Source organism: Streptomyces sp. NPDC001599 (genome assembly GCF_042893535.1).
In the GTDB taxonomy this organism is placed as follows: Bacteria; Actinomycetota; Actinomycetes; order Streptomycetales; family Streptomycetaceae; genus Streptomyces.
Genome location: NZ_JBIAVA010000002.1, coordinates 1 through 16,554 on the forward strand (window position 1 = coordinate 1; position 16,554 = coordinate 16,554).

The 16,554-nt window shown below is 72.4% G+C and carries 12 protein-coding genes; 4 read left to right on the top strand and 8 right to left on the bottom strand.

Going from position 1 to position 16,554, the window contains the following annotated elements:
- The first annotated feature begins 575 nt into the window (after positions 1 to 575).
- A complete protein-coding gene (locus tag ACFYZ3_RS04630) occupies positions 576 to 1,025 on the top strand; it encodes a PTS glucose transporter subunit IIA (protein ID WP_104635706.1) in 450 nt (149 codons plus the stop codon).
- Positions 1,026 to 1,111: 86 nt separating this feature from the next.
- Complete coding sequence (ptsP, locus tag ACFYZ3_RS04635; protein ID WP_388513991.1) at positions 1,112 to 2,782, top strand: phosphoenolpyruvate--protein phosphotransferase; 1,671 nt, start codon at positions 1,112 to 1,114, stop codon at positions 2,780 to 2,782.
- A 75-nt stretch (positions 2,783 to 2,857) separates the two neighbouring features.
- Here the strand turns inward: ptsP and ACFYZ3_RS04640 are convergent, their stop codons facing one another.
- Together ACFYZ3_RS04640 and ACFYZ3_RS04645 are read right to left on the bottom strand one after the other, a co-directional pair.
- On the bottom strand, positions 2,858 to 3,760 hold the full coding sequence (locus ACFYZ3_RS04640) for a hypothetical protein (protein ID WP_388513992.1): 903 nt from the start codon (positions 3,758 to 3,760) through the stop codon (positions 2,858 to 2,860).
- 121 nt (positions 3,761 to 3,881) lie between these two features.
- Entirely contained in the window at positions 3,882 to 5,858 is a 1,977-nt protein-coding gene (locus ACFYZ3_RS04645) for an acetoacetate--CoA ligase (RefSeq protein WP_388513993.1), read from the bottom strand.
- A gap of 213 nt (positions 5,859 to 6,071) precedes the next feature.
- Between ACFYZ3_RS04645 and ACFYZ3_RS04650 the strand changes: the two genes are divergently transcribed.
- Positions 6,072 to 8,459 (top strand): glycoside hydrolase family 31 protein, encoded by a 2,388-nt coding sequence (locus ACFYZ3_RS04650; protein WP_388513994.1) that lies wholly within the window; start codon positions 6,072 to 6,074, stop codon positions 8,457 to 8,459.
- On the opposite strand, the gene ACFYZ3_RS04655 is transcribed toward ACFYZ3_RS04650, so the two are convergent.
- Positions 8,450 to 8,986, bottom strand: coding sequence for an NUDIX domain-containing protein (locus tag ACFYZ3_RS04655; protein ID WP_388513995.1), 537 nt, complete (start codon positions 8,984 to 8,986; stop codon positions 8,450 to 8,452). The genes ACFYZ3_RS04650 and ACFYZ3_RS04655 overlap by 10 nt on opposite strands.
- Positions 8,987 to 9,033: 47 nt before the next feature.
- A complete protein-coding gene (locus ACFYZ3_RS04660; RefSeq protein ID WP_388513996.1) occupies positions 9,034 to 9,858 on the bottom strand; it encodes a M15 family metallopeptidase in 825 nt (274 codons plus the stop codon).
- A gap of 149 nt (positions 9,859 to 10,007) precedes the next feature.
- On the opposite strand from ACFYZ3_RS04660, the gene ACFYZ3_RS04665 reads away from it, so the two are divergent.
- Positions 10,008 to 11,633: a GGDEF domain-containing protein gene (locus ACFYZ3_RS04665; protein WP_388513997.1), complete on the top strand. Its 1,626-nt coding sequence runs from the start codon at positions 10,008 to 10,010 to the stop codon at positions 11,631 to 11,633.
- Between the two features lie 265 nt (positions 11,634 to 11,898).
- Here ACFYZ3_RS04665 and ACFYZ3_RS04670 read toward each other — a convergent pair whose 3' ends face one another.
- From ACFYZ3_RS04670 to ACFYZ3_RS04685, 4 genes are read right to left on the bottom strand one after another with little or no spacing between them, the layout of a single operon-like run.
- A complete protein-coding gene (locus ACFYZ3_RS04670; protein WP_388513998.1) occupies positions 11,899 to 12,504 on the bottom strand; it encodes an ATP/GTP-binding protein in 606 nt (201 codons plus the stop codon).
- Positions 12,505 to 12,553: 49 nt separating this feature from the next.
- On the bottom strand, positions 12,554 to 12,949 hold the full coding sequence (locus ACFYZ3_RS04675) for a DUF742 domain-containing protein (RefSeq protein WP_361011105.1): 396 nt from the start codon (positions 12,947 to 12,949) through the stop codon (positions 12,554 to 12,556).
- 10 nt (positions 12,950 to 12,959) lie between these two features.
- Positions 12,960 to 13,394 (bottom strand): roadblock/LC7 domain-containing protein, encoded by a 435-nt coding sequence (locus tag ACFYZ3_RS04680; RefSeq protein ID WP_052837959.1) that lies wholly within the window; start codon positions 13,392 to 13,394, stop codon positions 12,960 to 12,962.
- A complete protein-coding gene (locus tag ACFYZ3_RS04685; RefSeq protein ID WP_388513999.1) occupies positions 13,391 to 16,174 on the bottom strand; it encodes a nitrate- and nitrite sensing domain-containing protein in 2,784 nt (927 codons plus the stop codon). Before ACFYZ3_RS04685 ends, ACFYZ3_RS04680 begins: the two co-directional genes overlap by 4 nt.
- Positions 16,175 to 16,554 lie beyond the last annotated feature (380 nt).

A 16,554-nucleotide genomic window follows, 5' to 3' on the forward strand; every position in this document is an offset into this window, starting at 1 on the left:
CGTGAATGTTTACCGGTTATCCGGCCGACACCACGAGAGCGGAACAGTCGGAGGAATAATCCGACCGTTCACAGCGTCCTCGCTGTGTGTTACTTCAAAGGAACCTCAACCCGAACGGAGATCCGATCAGGTCGGGGTATCAACATATCTGGCGTTGACTTTTGGCACGCTGTTGAGTTCTCAAGGAACGGACGCTTCCTTTGTACTCACCCAAGAGACTCTCTCGGGCTTTCCTCCGGGCGCTCCCCTTCGGTGTTTCCAACACTATCAGGCTTTCCCGATGCTCTTGACCACCGTCCTGCGGGCATGCAGAAGATGATCCAGCGATAGGATCTGATGAGTTGGATGCTGCCGAGGCGAGGACACCTTGCTACGCATCGCTCAGCCCCAGGCAGGGCTAACGACTGTACACGGGGTCGCGGAACGGGTGCAAATCCGTGAGGAGTGTGGTCTAGACCTCTAATCGGAACACTCATGCGGAACCGGTACTTCCTATGACATACCCTGCTGCTCAGTGTGCCGTCCGGGACAAGACAGTGACGGCGCGTACAGATCCCCGCCCTGGGAGGCTTCCCATGACCACCGTCTCGTCCCCGCTCGCAGGACGCGCCATCGGACTGGCCGCCGTGCCCGATCCCGTCTTCTCCGGGGCCATGGTCGGCCCGGGCACCGCCATCGACCCCGTTCGGGAGCCCTCCGAGGCAGTCGCCCCGGTCGACGGCGTCATCGTCTCGCTGCACCCCCACGCCTTCGTCGTCGTCGACGAGAGCGGGCACGGTGTGCTGACCCATCTCGGCATCGACACCGTGCAGCTCAACGGCGAGGGCTTCGAACTGCTCGTGAACAAGGGCGACACCGTCGTGCGGGGTCAGGGCGTGGTGCGCTGGGACCCGGCCGCGGTCGAGGCCGCGGGCAAGTCGCCGGTCTGCCCGATCGTGGCACTGGAGGCCACCGCCGAGGCGCTCACTGACCTCCGCGAGGACGGCGACGTGAAGGCCGGCGAGAGTCTCTTCCTCTGGAAGTGACGTGCGTGCCGTCGCACGGCGGCATCGACTGCTGGTAGGACAACCACCGCGGCGGCGGGACCCGCCGCACTAACGGGACGGGTGAGATGGAGACAACGCTGCGAGGCGTCGGTGTGAGCCACGGTGTGGCGATCGGCGAGGTTCGGCACATGGGGACGGCGGTTCTGGAGCCGCCGGCGAAGCAGATTCCGGCCGAGGACGCGGAGCGCGAGCAGGGGCGCGCCCGCAAGGCGGTGGAAGCTGTGGCGGCCGATCTGATGGCGCGCGGCAACCTGGCCGGGGGCGAGGCGCAGGCCGTGCTCGAGGCGCAGGCCATGATGGCCCAGGACCCCGAGCTGATGGCCGACGTCGAGCGGCGGATCACCGTCGGGAGCACGGCCGAGCGCGCCGTGTACGACGCCTTCGCCGCCTACCGGGCCCTGCTGGCCGGTGCCGGCGAGTACCTGGCCGGCCGCGTGGCGGACCTCGACGACGTGCGGAATCGTATCGTCGCCCGTCTGCTCGGGGTCCCGATGCCGGGCGTTCCGGACAGCGACGAGCCGTACGTCCTCATCGCGCGGGATCTGGCGCCTGCCGACACCGCGTTGCTCGACCCGACGCTCGTCCTTGGCTTCGTCACCGAGGAGGGCGGACCGACCAGCCACAGCGCGATTCTCGCGCGGGCGCTCGGTGTGCCCGCCGTGGTGGCCCTGCCGGGCGCCGGCGAGATTCCCGAGGGCACCGTCGTGGCAGTGGACGGAAGCACCGGTGAGATCTTCGTGAATCCCGCCGAGGAGAAGAAGGCACGGCTGGCGGCCGAGGCAGCCGAGCGCAAGGCGGCGCTGGCCGCCGCGACGGGTCCGGGTGCGACCTCGGACGGTCACAAGGTGCCGCTGCTGGCGAACATCGGTGGTCCCGCCGACGTGCCCGCGGCGGTCGAGGCCGGCGCGGAGGGTGTCGGCCTGTTCCGGACCGAGTTCCTCTTCCTCGACGACAGCGAGAACGCTCCGTCGGAGGAGAAGCAGATCACCGCCTACCGTCAGGTGCTGGAAGCGTTCCCGGAGGGCCGGGTCGTCGTGCGGGTGCTGGACGCCGGCGCCGACAAGCCGCTGGACTTCCTCACCCCGGGTGACGAGCCGAACCCCGCGCTCGGCGTGCGCGGTCTGCGCACACTGCTCGACCACCCGGACGTGCTGCGGACGCAGCTGACGGCGCTGGCGAAGGCGGCCGAGGGGCTGCCGGTCTACCTCGAGGTCATGGCACCGATGGTGGCGGACCGGGCGGATGCCAAGGCGTTCGCCGACGCCTGCCGCGAGGCCGGGCTGCGGGCGAAGTTCGGCGCGATGGTGGAGATCCCGTCGGCCGCGCTGCGGGCGCGCTCGGTGCTGCAGGAGGTGGAGTTCCTGTCGCTGGGGACGAACGACCTCGCGCAGTACACCTTCGCCGCCGACCGTCAGGTGGGCGCGGTGTCGCGGCTGCAGGACCCGTGGCAGCCGGCGCTGCTCGACCTGGTCGCACTGTCGGCCGAGGCGGCGAAGGCAGAGGGCAAGAGCTGCGGTGTCTGCGGCGAGGCCGCTTCGGATCCGCTGCTGGCGTGTGTGCTGACCGGTCTCGGTGTCACCTCCCTGTCCATGGGTGCGGCGTCGCTGCCGTACGTGCGGGCGACGCTGGCGAAGTTCACGCTGGCGCAGTGCGAGCGTGCCGCGGCCGCCGCCCGGGCGGCGGAGAGCGCCGAGGAGGCGCGGAACGCCGCGCAGGCGGTGCTGTCCGGCGAGTAGGGCCGGGTGCGGCGGCCTGCCGCTCGGGCTGTGGTGCGGGGCGTTCCACCTTCGGGTGGGGCGCCCCGCCCGCGTTCAGTGGTGGTGTCCCGGTGGGAGGCGGTCGTCTCCCAGGTCGGGCGGTGCACAGTAGTCGACGTTGGATTCCGGGGAGATGAGGTCGCCGGACTCGATGTCGGTGCAGTAGGCGTCGAAGACCTCGGCGGCGGTGAGGGGTTCGAGGCCGTATCCCCGCAGGCGCCAGCCGTGGATGCGGTCGGGGCCGCCCGGGGCGCTGATCCGCATGACGAGTCCGCCGGGGCTGTGCGTCGCCAGGCCGAGCGCGAGGACGCTGGTGAACTCCAGGGCCTCGGCCTCGTCGATGTGCGGGGTGCCGTCGGTCTCCTCGTCGATGAGGAGGACGGAGACGAGGGTCTCCTCCGGTTGGCCCGAGACACTGCAGACCAGGTGCCGGCTGCCCGGTGGTGCCGTGTCGAGGACGCGGCGCAGGAGGCCGGTGGCCCGGGTGAAAGCGGCGCGGCCGAGGTTCTCCCCGCAGGTGGCGCAGTCGCCGAGGCGGGCGAGGAGGGTCGACGTGTACTCCCAGGTGGCCTTGCGGACGGCTTCGTCGACGAGGGCCGGAAGCAGGTCGGTGAGGGGCTGGCCCTCGTAGGGCACGGTGGGACCGTGGGCGGCGAGTTCTGCGGTGAACCGGGCGCGGCTGGCGGAGGCGTCGGCGTCGAGGCCCGCCGCCGTGCAGAAGTCCGCGTACTCCTCCGGGTCGAAGAGCGCGACCGTGGTGTGGGTGCCCTGGGCCGCGCGGGTCCTGAGCAGGGATTCCACCTGACGGAGGTAGGCGGTGTGGTCGTGGAAGGTGAAGCTGCGGTAGCGCCGCATGGCGCGGAAGTCGTGTTCGTCGGTGAGCAGGCCGATGGTGCCCGCGATCTCGCGGCGCAGAACGCGTCGCATGGTCTGGTCGGTCTGGTCGGTGTGCGCCATGTTTCCCCCTGTGCACGGTCGATCAATGCTCACTCACAGTAATCGGCAGCACTGACAACGGCGTGGGGCGGGCGCGGGGAGCCGGCCGCCGTGCGGGGCGGCCGGCTCGTCGGCGTGCTGGTCAGGAGCGTTTGCGGGCCAGGTCCTCGTAGAAGTGGAGCAGGTCGAGGTTGTCGATGGAGCCGGGGTTGACGGCCTTGTCGAGCGGCGTGCCCTGGAGGAGGCGCTTGACCGGGACCTCGATGCGTTTGCCGGTCAGGGTGTGCGGGATGCCGGGCACCTCGATGACCTCGTCGGGGACGTGGCGCGGGGACAGGTTGGCGCGGATGGTCTGCTTGATGCGGTCCAGGAGGGCGTCGTCGAGGGTGGCGCCGGGGGCCAGGTGCACGAAGAGGGGCATCCAGTAGCCGCCGTCGGGCTGTTCGATGCCGATGACGAGGGATTCCCTGATCTCGGGGAGTCGCTCGACGGCCTCGTAGATGTCGGCCGAGCCCATGCGCACCCCCTGCCGGTTGAGGGTGGAGTCGGAGCGGCCGTGGATGACGACGGAGCCGCGCGAGGTGAGGGTGATCCAGTCGCCGTGCCGCCAGACGCCGGGGTAGGTGTCGAAGTAGCTGTCGTGGTAGCGGCTGCCGTCGGGGTCGTTCCAGAAGCGGATCGGCATCGAGGGCATGGGGTTGGTGACAACCAGTTCGCCGACCTCGTCGGTGAGGGGGTTGCCGCTCGGGTCCCAGGACTGGAGGTCCGTGCCGAGGCCGGGGGCCTGGAGTTCGCCGATGTGGACCGGGAGGGTGGGGACGGCGCCCGCGAAGCAGGAGCAGACGTCGGTGCCGCCGCTGACGGAGGCGATCCACAGGTCGGCACCGCTCGCGGCGAACTCGTCGTGCAGCCAGCGGAAGCCGTCGGGCGGGAGCGGGGAGCCGGTGGTGGCGACGCACTGGATCGCGGAGAGGTCCAGGTCGCGGGCCGGGTGGACGTCGGCCTTGCGGCAGGCCATGACGTAGGCGGCGGAGGTGCCGAAGAGGGTGGCGCCGGTGCGTTCCGCGATGCGCCACTGGGCGTCGGTGGCGGGGAAGCCGGGGCTGCCGTCGTAGAGGACGATCGTGGTGCCGGTGAGCAGGCCGGAGACGAGGAAGTTCCACATCATCCAGCCGGTCGAGGTGTACCAGAAGAAGCGGTCCCCGGGGCCGAGGTCGCAGTGCAGGCCGAGTTGTTTGAGGTGCTCGACGAGGATGCCGCCCTGGGACTGGACGATGGCCTTGGGCAGGCCGGTGGTGCCGGAGGAGTAGAGCACCCACAGGGGGTGGTCGAAGGGCACCTGCTCGAAGACCGGTTCCGTGTCCGCGGCGGTCAGGGTCTCCCAGTCCAGCGCGCCGTCGGGGGCCTCGGTGCCGAGGAGCGGGATGTGGATCACCGCGCGGAGGGTGGGCAGTTCCCGGCGGAGTTCGGCGACGGTGTCGCGGCGGTCGTGTTCCTTGCCGCCGTAGCGGTAGCCGTCGACGGTGAACAGGACGACGGGTTCGACCTGCTGGAAGCGGTCCAGGACGCTGCGGGCGCCGAAGTCGGGGGCGCAGGAGGTCCAGACTCCGCCCACGGCGGCCGTGGCGAGGAGGGCGACCACGGCCTGCGGGACGTTGGGGAGGTAGCCGCTGACACGGTCGCCCGGGCCTACGCCGAGAGCGCGCAGTTCGGCGGCCAGGGAGCCGACCTGGCGGCGCAGCTCGGCCCAGGTGACGGGGGTCGGCTCGTGGGTCTCGTCGACGTAATGGAGGGCGGGTTCGTCCGGGCGGGCACCGGCCGCGCGCAGGGCGTGTTCGGCGTAGTTCAGCGTGGCGCCGGGGAACCACTGGGCTCCGGGCATGGTCCGGTCGCCGAGCACGCGCGCGTAGGGGGTGGAGAAGCGGACGTCGAACCATTCCGTGACGGCTTTCCAGAAGGTGCCCAGCTCCTCGACGGACCAGCGGTGCAGGGCCGCGTATCCGCCCTCGGCCGGGGCTCCGTGGTGCTCGGCCGCCCAGGCCTGGAACCTGGTGATGCGTGCCTCGGCGATGCGTTGCGCATCCGGCTGCCAGAGCGGCTGTGGGTTCTCGGTCGACATGGGGCGGCTCCCGGACTGTGCGCGTCGTGTGCGTCCTCCGCGCACGGGCTGGGGTGTGCGCGTGACGCGGCTGACAGGGACGATGCCATGTGATCGACTTCCGCACCAGGGCGCGCCCCACATAGTCGGTGACATGAAGATGTGGTCCGGTCACGGGTGAACGGCAGTTGAACGACGCCTCCGGGCGCGGCGGTCGATGGCAGGGTGAGCAGCATGGACGGTCGTGACCTGGTGCGTTCGATGAAGACGGTCGGTTCCGTGGGGGTGGCGCAGGGGTTGCGTACGGTACGGGCGGCGTGGCGCAGGCGGCGTGCCGATGCGGCCGGGCTGCCGCCCCGGGGTGCGGAGCGGGCGCGGGTGCCGGGTCCGCTGCGGGAGGTGGAGCCGGGGCCCGGGGGCGGTGTCCTCCGGTTCGGCCGCTCGGAGCTGCGTGTTCTTGTGGCGGTGAACGGAGCCGTGTTCTGGGGGTGGGACGGGGCCGGTCCCGAGCCTTCGTACGCGTTGGCGGGCCGCTGTCCGGAGCCGGATCCGCGGGCGGTGCTGGAGCCGGACAAGGACGGCGGTTGGCGGGTGGTGGCGGAGCGCGCCACGGTGGCCGTGTCCCGGCACGGCGCGGTCGAGGTGCGTACGCCCGGGGGTGTGGTGCTGCGGCGTGAGCTGCCGCCCCGCTGGTGGGAGCCGGTCGGCGGCGGTCCCGCGCGCTGGACGCAGCGGTCGGAGGTGGCGGCCGACGCCCGGTTCTTCGGGCTCGGGGGGCGGTCCGCGGGGCCCCGGCTGCGCGATGGCACCTACCGGCTGTGGAACACCGGTCCCGGCCTGCCCTTCGCCGCCGCCGAGGACGCGTCGTCCGCGTCGTCCGTCACGATGCCGGTGCAGCTGGTGGTGGCGGACGCCGGGACGCACCTGGTCTTCCACGACAACACGTGGGACGGCACGGTGGCGTTGCGGGAGGGTGAGGAGGGGGCGGGGTCGGGGCACGACCGGCCGGGGCGGAGTGTGCTGCGGATGGACGGCGGTCCGCTGCGGTGCTGGGTGACGGTGGGCACCCCCGCGCGCGTGCTGCTGGCCTGGGCGTCGCTGACCGGGGCGCCCGCGCTGCCGCCGGCGTGGGCCCTCGGCCATCATCACGCGCTGTGGGGTTCCGGCGACGAGCAGGACCTGAGGGGGGTCGTGGCCGGTCATCAGGAGCGGGATCTGCCCCTGGACGCGGTGCATCTGGGCGTCGGACACGGCACTGCACGGCAGGTTTTCACCGTCGACGAGGAGCGGTTCCCGAAACTGCCCGTACTCGCCGAGGAACTGCGCAGGGAGGGGGTCCGGCTGGTGTCGGCCGTGGAGCCGGCGGTCCGGGCCGCGCCCGGCAACCTCGTGTACGAGGGCGGAGGGCGCGGGGACGTGTTCGTGCGGGATGAGGCTGGGACGGCCGTCCGGGGTGTGGGGCGTCCGGGGGAGGTGGTCTTCCCGGACTTCACCCACGCGCGCGTGCGCGAGTGGTGGGGCGGGCTCTACGAGGAGCGGCTCGGGCAGGGGTTCGCCGGGTTCTGGCACGACCTGGACGAGCCCACCTCGTTCGCCGCGTTCGGGGAGTCGACGCTGCCGCGGTCGGCCCGGCATGTGCTGGAGGGCCGGGGCGGTGATCACAGGGAGGCGCACAACGTCTACGCGTTGTGCATGGCGCGGGCCGGTTACGAGGGGCTGCGGGCGCTGGCGCCCGACGAGCGGCCGTTCGTCCTCTCCCGTTCCGGGTGGGCCGGCCTGCAGCGCTACGGCGGCGCCTGGTACGGGGCCGCGGCCACGGGGTGGCCGGGGTTGCGGGCGTCGCTGGCGCGGGTGCTGGGGCTCGGGCTGTGCGGGGTGCCGTTCTCGGGGCCGGATGTGGGCGTTTTTGAGGGCGATCCGTCCCCGGAGCTGTATCTGCGGTGGTTGCAGCTGGCCGCCTACCTCCCGCTGTTCCGCACCCACGCCGGGCCGCGGGCGGGGCGCCGGGAGCCGTGGGAGTTCGGGGCCGAGGTGCTGGAGCACGCGCGCGTGGCGCTTCTCGAGCGGCGGCGGCTGCTGCCGTACTTCGTGACGCTCGCGCACCTGGCCCGGCGTACGGGTGCTCCTTGTGTGCGTCCCCTGTGGTGGTCGGCGCCGGAGGACCGGGCGTTGCGGGACTGCGAGGACGCGTTTCTGCTGGGCGACTGTCTGCTGGTGGCCCCGGTGCTCGGTGCCGGGGCGGACCGGCGTGCGGTGCGGTTGCCGCGGGGCCGCTGGTACGACGTGGTGACGGAGCGGGCGTACGAAGGACCGGCGCAGGTGCTGGTCGACGCGCCTTCGGCGCGGATTCCGGTGTTCGCGCGCGCGGGAGCGGTGATTCCGGTGCGGGGAGCGGACGGTGGGCCGGAGCTCGAGGTGTGGGCGCCCGCGCGGGGGCGGACCGGCGGTGGGCTGGTCGTGCCGGACGCGGGCGACGGCTGGGTGGAACCGGAGATCGAACGGTATGTGTCCCGCCGGGAGGGTCGGCGGGTCGTCGTGGAGCGGGAGGGCGAGGACGGTCTGAGCGAGCCGTCCTGCCCGGTCCGCGTCCGGGGGCTCGCTCAGCGCCCGGCTCAGATGTAGCGGCCCTCGAAGAAGGCGCGTACGGCCCTGGTGTGGAGCGGGAAGGCGAGCTCTTCCGACCTGCGCAAAAGGTGCCATCCCTCGGTCTCGTCCGTGGCGGCCGAGGGCGGCAGGCCCTCGGCCGTCCGCTCGGGCAGCAGCCCGAAGAGCAGCAGGTGGCCGTCGGGCGAGCTCATGGCGTCGGCGAGCCGTACGTCGCGGCTCGCGGCGTCGATGCCGGTCTCCTCCTTGAGCTCGCGGACGACGGCCTGCCGCCAGTCCTCGCGGTCGTCGACGTAGCCGCCGGGCAGGGCGACGCCCCCGCGCGCGGGGGTCACGGTGCGGGTGATGACGACCAGGGCGGTGCCCTGCGTGTCGTACACGGGCTGGAGGGCCACCGCGACCGGCAGCGGGTTGCGGTAGGCCACGGTGCCGCACCCGGGACAGGTGCGGGGCCAGCCGGAGACGCCCTCTCCGTAGGGCGATCCGCAGCTCGAACAGTGGGAGTCGGCCGCGGAGTTGGGAACGGAGGTTTGAGTTTCGGACACGCGGCGGACTGTATCCGATTACGGAGGAGACGGCTCCGGCAGGCCGGTCAGCGGCGGCCGGAGAGCGACTTCGCGGAGACCGGGAAGTCGAAGTAGGTGTCCGGGTGGGGCTCGGGCTTGTAGGTGAAGTGCCACCATTCCTCGGGGAGGTTCACCAGGCCGACGTCCTCCAGGGTGTCCTTGAGCAGCAGCCGGTTGGCACGCTGGACGCCCTCGATGCGGGGGTCGAGGGTGTGCGAGCGGGTGTCGAAGCAGTCGTAGCCGGTGCCCATGTCGACGGAGTTGTCGGGGAAGCGCTCGCCCTTCGGGGCGAAGCAGGGCACCAGGGGCTGTCCGGGGTGGTACGGGCGGGTGGGCCTGGCCGGGAGCCGTACGAGGGTGAGGTCCACGGTGGAGCCGCGGCTGTGGCCGGATTTCTCGGCGATGTAGCCGTCGGCGAAGAGGCGGGTCTTGTCGACGTCCGGGTAGAACTCGGCCTTCATGTCCTGGTCGTCGAGGTCTTCGGCCCAGCGCACGAAGTGGTCGACGGCGCGCTGGGGCCGGTAGCAGTCGTACACCTTGAGGGAGTAGCCCTGCCGCAGCAGGCGGGTCTGGGCGAGGTGGAGGGCTTCGGCCGCGGGGCGGGTGAGGATGCACAGGGGCTGCCGGTAGCCGTCGACGCGCTCCCCGACGAAGTTGTGCGCGGTGGCGTAGCGCATCTCCTCGATGATCGTCGGGTCGACGCCGCGCAGGGCCACGAAGTCCTCGGGGGCCCTCGGCTCGTGCCGTGCCTGCGCGGTGGCGGGGGCGGACGCGGCGGGGACGGCGGTGACGGCGAGCAGGGCGGCGAAGGTGGTGGCCAGACCGCGGAGGGCGGCGGAGAGTCGTGTCATGTCCCCTGCATTTATCAGGCCGGGGCTCCGGGAGGGAAGTGGGCGGCACCGCGACTCGCCGGACACACCCTGCGTGAGCGCACCGGAATCCTGCGTGAACGTCGCGTGAACCGGGCCCGGTTGGGGGCCTGCCGCGCCATCCTGCTCCCGTGCGCTCCTGGACGGACAGTCTCCGCTTCGCCTTCCAACCGGTGGTCAACCTGATGACCGGCGGGGTCGCGGCGCTGGAGATACTGGCCCGGCCGGAGAGCGGCGACGTGCTCGCCGAGGCACGGCGCGATCCCGAAGTCGACGCCCTGCTGGCGGTGTCGGCGCTGCGTGCGGCGGTGCGCCGGGAGACGCTGCTGCCGCTGCACGTCAACGTGTTCGCGGGCACACTCGCCGATCTCGGTGGTCTCCAGCCCCTGCACGACGCCGTGCGCGAGGCGGGGCGGCTGCCGTGGGAGGTGACGCTGGACGTGTGCCCGCCGTACACGCATGTGCCGCGGCGGGCTCTCCTCGACGCGGTGGGCGGGTTGCGGGGGCAGGGGTTCCGGATCTCGGCGGACGGGGTCGGTGACGGGGACGCTCCGTTGCGGCTGCTGGCGGACCTGGCGCCGGAGCTGGTGAAGCTCGACGCGTCGCTGCTGGCGCGGCCGGCGGCCGTGCGGGCGATGCGGGTGCTGTGCGACGAGTCGGGGGCGCTGCTGGCCGTCGAGGGCGTGGAGACGGAGGCGCAGTGCGCCGTCGCGCGGTCGGCGGGGGCGCAGTTGGCGCAGGGCGAGCTGTTCGCGCCGCCCGCACGGCTGCCCGCGGCGGACGTGTACGTTCCGCCCGGCTCCCCCGGCCTCGTGCCGGCGCCTCGGCCGGGGCCGTCGGTACGGCAGTTCGTGCGCCCGGCCGCGCTGTTGCCGGCGACGGCCTCGGCCGGGCGGGTGCGGGCGCTGCTGACCTGCTCGCCGGAGGTGTCCGGGGTGCTGCTCGTGGACCGGGACGGGATTCCGGTGCGCTCGGTGCACCGCTCCCGCTTCCTGCTGTCGATGTCGGGGCGCTACGGGCATGCCCTGTATGCCGACCGGCCCGCCGCGAAGCTCGGCGACCCACCGCGGACGGTGGGCGTCGACGCGACGGCGTGGGAGGTGCTGGACGTCGTCGCGGTCGGTGGTCCGAGCCGTACGTCGGACGACGTGGCCGTGGTGGACGCGCGCGGGCGGTGTGTCGGCGTCGTTCGGCTCTCGGACCTGGTGCGGGCGCTGGCGGAGAGCCGGGTGGAGGAGGCGGCGGGGCTCAATCCGCTGACGCGACTGCCCGGTTCGCAGGCGATCACGGACGAGGTGGACCGGCGGATCGCGGCCGGGCGGGCGTTCGCGCTGAGCTGGCTCGACGTGGACCACTTCAAGCAGGTCAACGACGGGGCCGGGTTCGCCGCGGGCGACGAGCTGATCCGGTCCGTCGGACGGACGCTGCTGCGGACGGCCGGCGGGGAGACCCGCGTGGGGCACATCGGCGGTGACGACTTCCTGGTGCTCTGCGACCCGGAGGTGCTGGATCCGCTGGCTGCCTCCGTGCTGGACGTGTCGTGGTCGGCCGGCGGGCGGCCCGTCACGCTGTCCCTGGCGACGGTCCTGTGCCCGCCGGGCAGCGTGCCGGACCACCGGCGGGCGGCGGCCCGCCTGGCGCCCCTGAAGCAGGCCGCGAAGGCGTTGGGCGGAGCGAGTTGGGTACTGGGCAGGGCGGACGCGCCGGGCCACGAAATCCGGCGCGGTACGGACCGGACGACGGCCCCGGCGGGCTGAGCGCCGGTCGGCTCGCCACGACCGACGTGGAGACGCCGGTGCACGACCGGGAGCACCGGACCGACGCGGGGCGGTGGAACGCGGGGCGACGGAGGAGGGCCGGCCGCACGGACGAGGGAGACGTACGGCGACGACGTACGGCGACGACGTACGGCGACGACCTCAGGTCGGAACGCCCGGCGGGCCCTCACGTCGGGACAGTCGGCGGGGCCCTCACGTCGGGACAGTCGGCGGGGCCCTCAGGCCGGCACGGCCCGCGGGGCCCTCAGGTCGGGACGGCCCGGCGGCGGTCCGACGCCTGGGCCATCGCGTGCTGGACGACGCCGATGAGGACCTCCTTGACGGACTCCCGGTCCCGGGCGTCGCACATCACCAGGGGCACGTCCTCGTCGAGGTCGAGGGCCTGGCGGACGGTCTCGCCCGGGTAGCGCGCCGATCCCTCGAAGCAGTTGACGCCGACCACGAACGGGATGGAGCGCCGCTCGAAGTAGTCGATGGCGGCGAAACAGTCCTCCAGGCGCCGGGTGTCGGCCAGCACGACGGCACCCAGTGCGCCCTCGGACAGCTCGTCCCACATGAACCAGAACCGCTCCTGGCCGGGCGTGCCGAAGAGGTACAGCACCAGGTCCTCGCGCAGGGTGATCCGCCCGAAGTCCATGGCGACCGTGGTGGTGTGCTTGCCCTCCACCCCGCTGACGTCGTCGACGGGCCGCCCGGCCTCGGTGAGCAACTCCTCGGTGCGCAGCGGCCTGATCTCGCTGACCGCGCCGACGAGGGTGGTCTTGCCCACGCCGAACCCGCCGGCCACCAGGATCTTGAGCGTGACGGGCTCGACCGGCGGCTTGCCGCGCTGGGAACGCCCGAAGATCATCGGTCTCTTCTCCTTAACCTGCCGCCGCCCGACGGGCCCGGGGGCCGGCTCACAGTGCCCTCAACCCGTTGATCACGTCGCGCAGAATGTTCTCGTCCGGCAGTTCGGCCGGGGGCACGGGCCGGTTGACGTGAACGAGTTCGATGTCCACGAGGTCGCCGACCAGGACCCGCACGACTCCGATGGGGAGGTCGAGTCCGGCGGCGAGTTCGGCGACCGACTGCGGGGCCTCGCGGCACAGGCCGACGATGTCCACGTGCTCCGGGGAGAGGGTGACGTCCGCCTCCGGATCGTCCGCGTGCGGTTCCGTGACGACCACCGCGATCAGGTCGAGGCGGTGCTGGGCCGCGCTGCTGGTGCGGCCGCGCGTCATGGCGTACGGACGGACGACGGGGCCGGCCTCGTCGTCGAACCAGTGGTTTCTTCCCTGACCGTCTGCGCTCATGTCATCCCACTTACCCGCCCGAGGGCAGATCGGTGCGCGGCGCGGTGCCCAGGTGCACGCCGACCCGCTTGACGAGCAGGGTCATCTCGTAGGCGACCTGGCCGACGTCCGAGTCGGCGTCGGACAGGACGGCCAGACAGCTCCCGTCGCCGGCGGCGGTGACGAAGAGGAAGGCTTCGTCGAGTTCGACGACGGTCTGCCGGACGCTGCCCGCCTCGAAGTGCCGGCCCACGCCCTTGGCGAGGCTGTGGAATCCGGACGCCACGGCGGCCAGGTGCTCGCTGTCCTCCCTGGTCAGGTCCTTGGACACGCCCGTGGCCAGGCCGTCGCCGGACAGAACGACGGCCTTGCGGATGCTCGCGACACGGTCCACCAGGTCGTCGAGGAGCCAGTTCAGCTCGCCGGACTTGGTCGCGGTGTGGCCGGTCGCCTTCGGTGCGGTCATCGACCGTCCCCCTTTGTCGTTCCTCGTGGTGCTGATGGTGCTGTGCCACCGGGTGGGTCGTCACCCGTGGCGTTCTCCTTGCGGCCGCGCTGCCAGCCGCGCTGGAGCGAGGCCATGCGGCTGCGTACCTCGTCGGCGTCACGGTCGGCGGGGTCGGAGCGGTCTTCGGCGGCCGGTTCGGGGCTCTGCCTGAGCTGGGGGGCCAGACTGGCCTGCCGGACGCGTCGGGGCAGTGCCCCCGCGTCGGCGCTCGGGGGCGCAGCGTCCTCGCGCGCGGTGGGCACGCCGCCACCGCGTCCGGTGGTGGGGCCCTCGGTGGGGTCGGTCGTGCGGTCGGTGGCGCGATCTCCGCGTCGGCGGGCGGGCAGAGCGGGCAGCTCGTCCGCTCGGGTGCGCGACGCGGCCGGGGGCTCCGCCCGGTCCGGGCCGGCCGCGGGCGGCTCGTCGGCGCCGTTCCGGGCGCCGCGTTCGGTGACGGGGCGCCCGTGCGAGCTGACCAGCTTGGGAGTGCGGCGGCGGGGCAGCGCCACCGGTGCGTTCGTCTCGGGTCCGTCCTCGGCCGTCGCCTCGTCACCGTGACGGGACTCGGGGCGTCGCGGTCCGGTGCGGCGGCCCACCTGGTCGTCGTCGGCCGCGACCAGGGAGCGGCGCGGGCGGAACAGGCCGCCGCGTTCGCTGTCCTGGTCGTCGAGGGCGCCCGGGAGGTCGTCGAGGGCGTCCAGGTCCACGGGCGCCTCCAGTTCGACGGGGCCGTCCAGCAGCGCGGCCGGACGCTCCGGGAGCCGTGCGGGCACGTGGGAGAGGGCGGAACGGCGGCCCTCCTCCCGCTCCTTGCCCTTGACGTGCTGGGGACGGTCGAGGCGGAAGCCGACACCGTTGGTGTCCGGGGCGTCGTCGGTGAGCAGCGCGTCGGGGACGAAGACGACCGCGGTGGTGCCGCCGTAGGGGGACGGCTGGAGGGAGACCCGGACGTTCTGCCGCTGGGCGAGCCGGCTGACGACGAACAGGCCGAGCCGGTCGGTGTCGGACAGCTCGAACTCGGGTGTCTCGGCCAGCCGGAGATTGGCGTCGAGGAGGGCGTCGGCGGCCATGCCGAGACCCCGGTCGTGGATCTCCAGGGTGAATCCGTTGGCAACGCGCTCGCCCAGCACCTGCACCGCGGTGTGCGGCGGCGAGAACACCGTGGCGTTCTCCAGGAGTTCGGCCACCAGGTGGGTGAGGTCGGCGACCGCCGGTCCGGTGACGGCGACGCGCGGCAGCCTGCGGACCTCGATGCGCTCGTAGTCCTCGACCTCGGCGACGGCGGCCCGCACCACGTCCATCAGCTGGACGGGCTTGCGCCACTGCCGGGAGGGTGCGGCGCCGGAGAGGATGACCAGGCCCTCGGCGTGCCGGCGCATGCGGGTGGTCAGGTGGTCCAGACGGAACAGGTCGGCGAGTTCCTCGGTGTCCTCGGTCCGGCGTTCCATGGTGTCGAGCAGGGTCAGCTGCTTGTGCAGGAGGACCTGGCTGCGGCGGGCGAGGTTGACGAAGACCTCGGAGACGCCCGCGCGCAGTTCGGCCTGCTTGACGGCGGCTTCCACGGCGGCCCGCTGAAGGGTGTTGAGGGCCTGGCCGACCTCGCCCATCTCGTTCCTGTCGTACTCGAGGCGCGGTACCTCGGTCTCGACGTCGACCTCCTCGCCCGCCGACAGGCGGCGCATCACGCTGGGCAGGCGGACACCGGAGGCCTCGTGGGCCTCCAGGCGCAGCTGCTTGAGGTCGCGGATGAGGGAGCGGCCGACGCGGACGGACAGGAAGAGGGAGTACAGCAGGGCGATCAGGCCGAGCGCTCCGGCGACGACGGCCTTGGCGATGGTGCTGGTGGCGACCGGGTCGACGCGGTCCTGGTAGCGGTCGGCGGCGTTGTCGTCGAGGTCGCCGAGTTCCTTCAGGACGCTCCCGGCGGCGGTGTCCCAGCTCTTGGCGGTGACTCCGCGCGGAGTGCCGGTGTCGGAGGAGACGGCGGCCTGCTCGGCGACCCGGAGGGGGGCGGAGGAGGCGTTCTTCCAGAAGCGCTGGTAGCGGCCGCGTTCGGTGGCGGGCAGCAGCGGCAGGTTGATGTCGTACATCACGGTGCGCTGCGCGACGAGGTCGGAGACCTCCCGTACCTCCGTGCGGCTGAGCCGTCCGGTGACCAGGGCGGAGCCGAGGAGGGCGTCCTCACGGGAGAGCAGCTCGCGGGCGCGGGAGACGTTGACGAGCGCGCGGTACTGCTTGTCGAGGCCCACGTCGTCGACGACGTTGAGGTTGGCGAGCAGGTCGTGACAGGGGTCGACCAGGCGGTTGTAGAGGCCGAGGGCCTGGGCACGGTCCACGGTGCCGTCCTCGACGCTGCGGCGCAGGGAACCGATGCCGTCGAAGGCGTCCAGTACCGCGGTGAGCCGTTCGTCCCCGGCCTGACCGAGGTCGTCCCGTACACCGGCGTCGGCGGCGTTGCGACGGATCTCCGCGACGGCCTCGTCGGTGGCCCTGCGGCTGCGCTCCAGTGCGGCCAGCCCGTCGGAGGCGCGGGGGTCGGCGAGGTGGACGAGGGTCTGGCGGCGTTCCTGCTGGAGGACACGGACGGTGTCCTCGACCGGGTAGCCGATCTCCTCGACGACGGCGGAGACGCTGAACAGCCGTGCCGCCTCCCGGCCCGTCAGGACCGTGGCGAAGGCCCAGATCGCGGTCAGGGACACCAGCGGCACGAGGAGCAGCGCCACGATCTTCCGGCGGATCGACTTCCCGCGAAAGCGCATGGCCTCCCCCAGCTCGACCCCCACCAGTGGGGGTACTCATGTGCGTCAACAAACGGCGCGAGCCTACTACTGACGCACAGGTAACTCGAAGACCCGTCCGGAGGCCGAACTTCCGCACCCGCGGCAGGTGATGGTCAGTTGTCCGGTCATTGCGGGAGATTGCCTCCCGGGATCGGCGGACGGGCGCGAGGCGGTCACGACGACCTGACGGGCGGATTGGCCGAAATTATTCGACTGCGCGGGATTTTCGGGAATCTTGGGGACCGGCCGTTCGTCCTTCACTACGGGAAACGGAGGCGGAATCGGCCACAGGAGCCGCATCCCGCCCCTGGGCGGCGTAAAGCAGTGCAAGCCGGGCAGTCAGAGGGGAGACGTGTCCT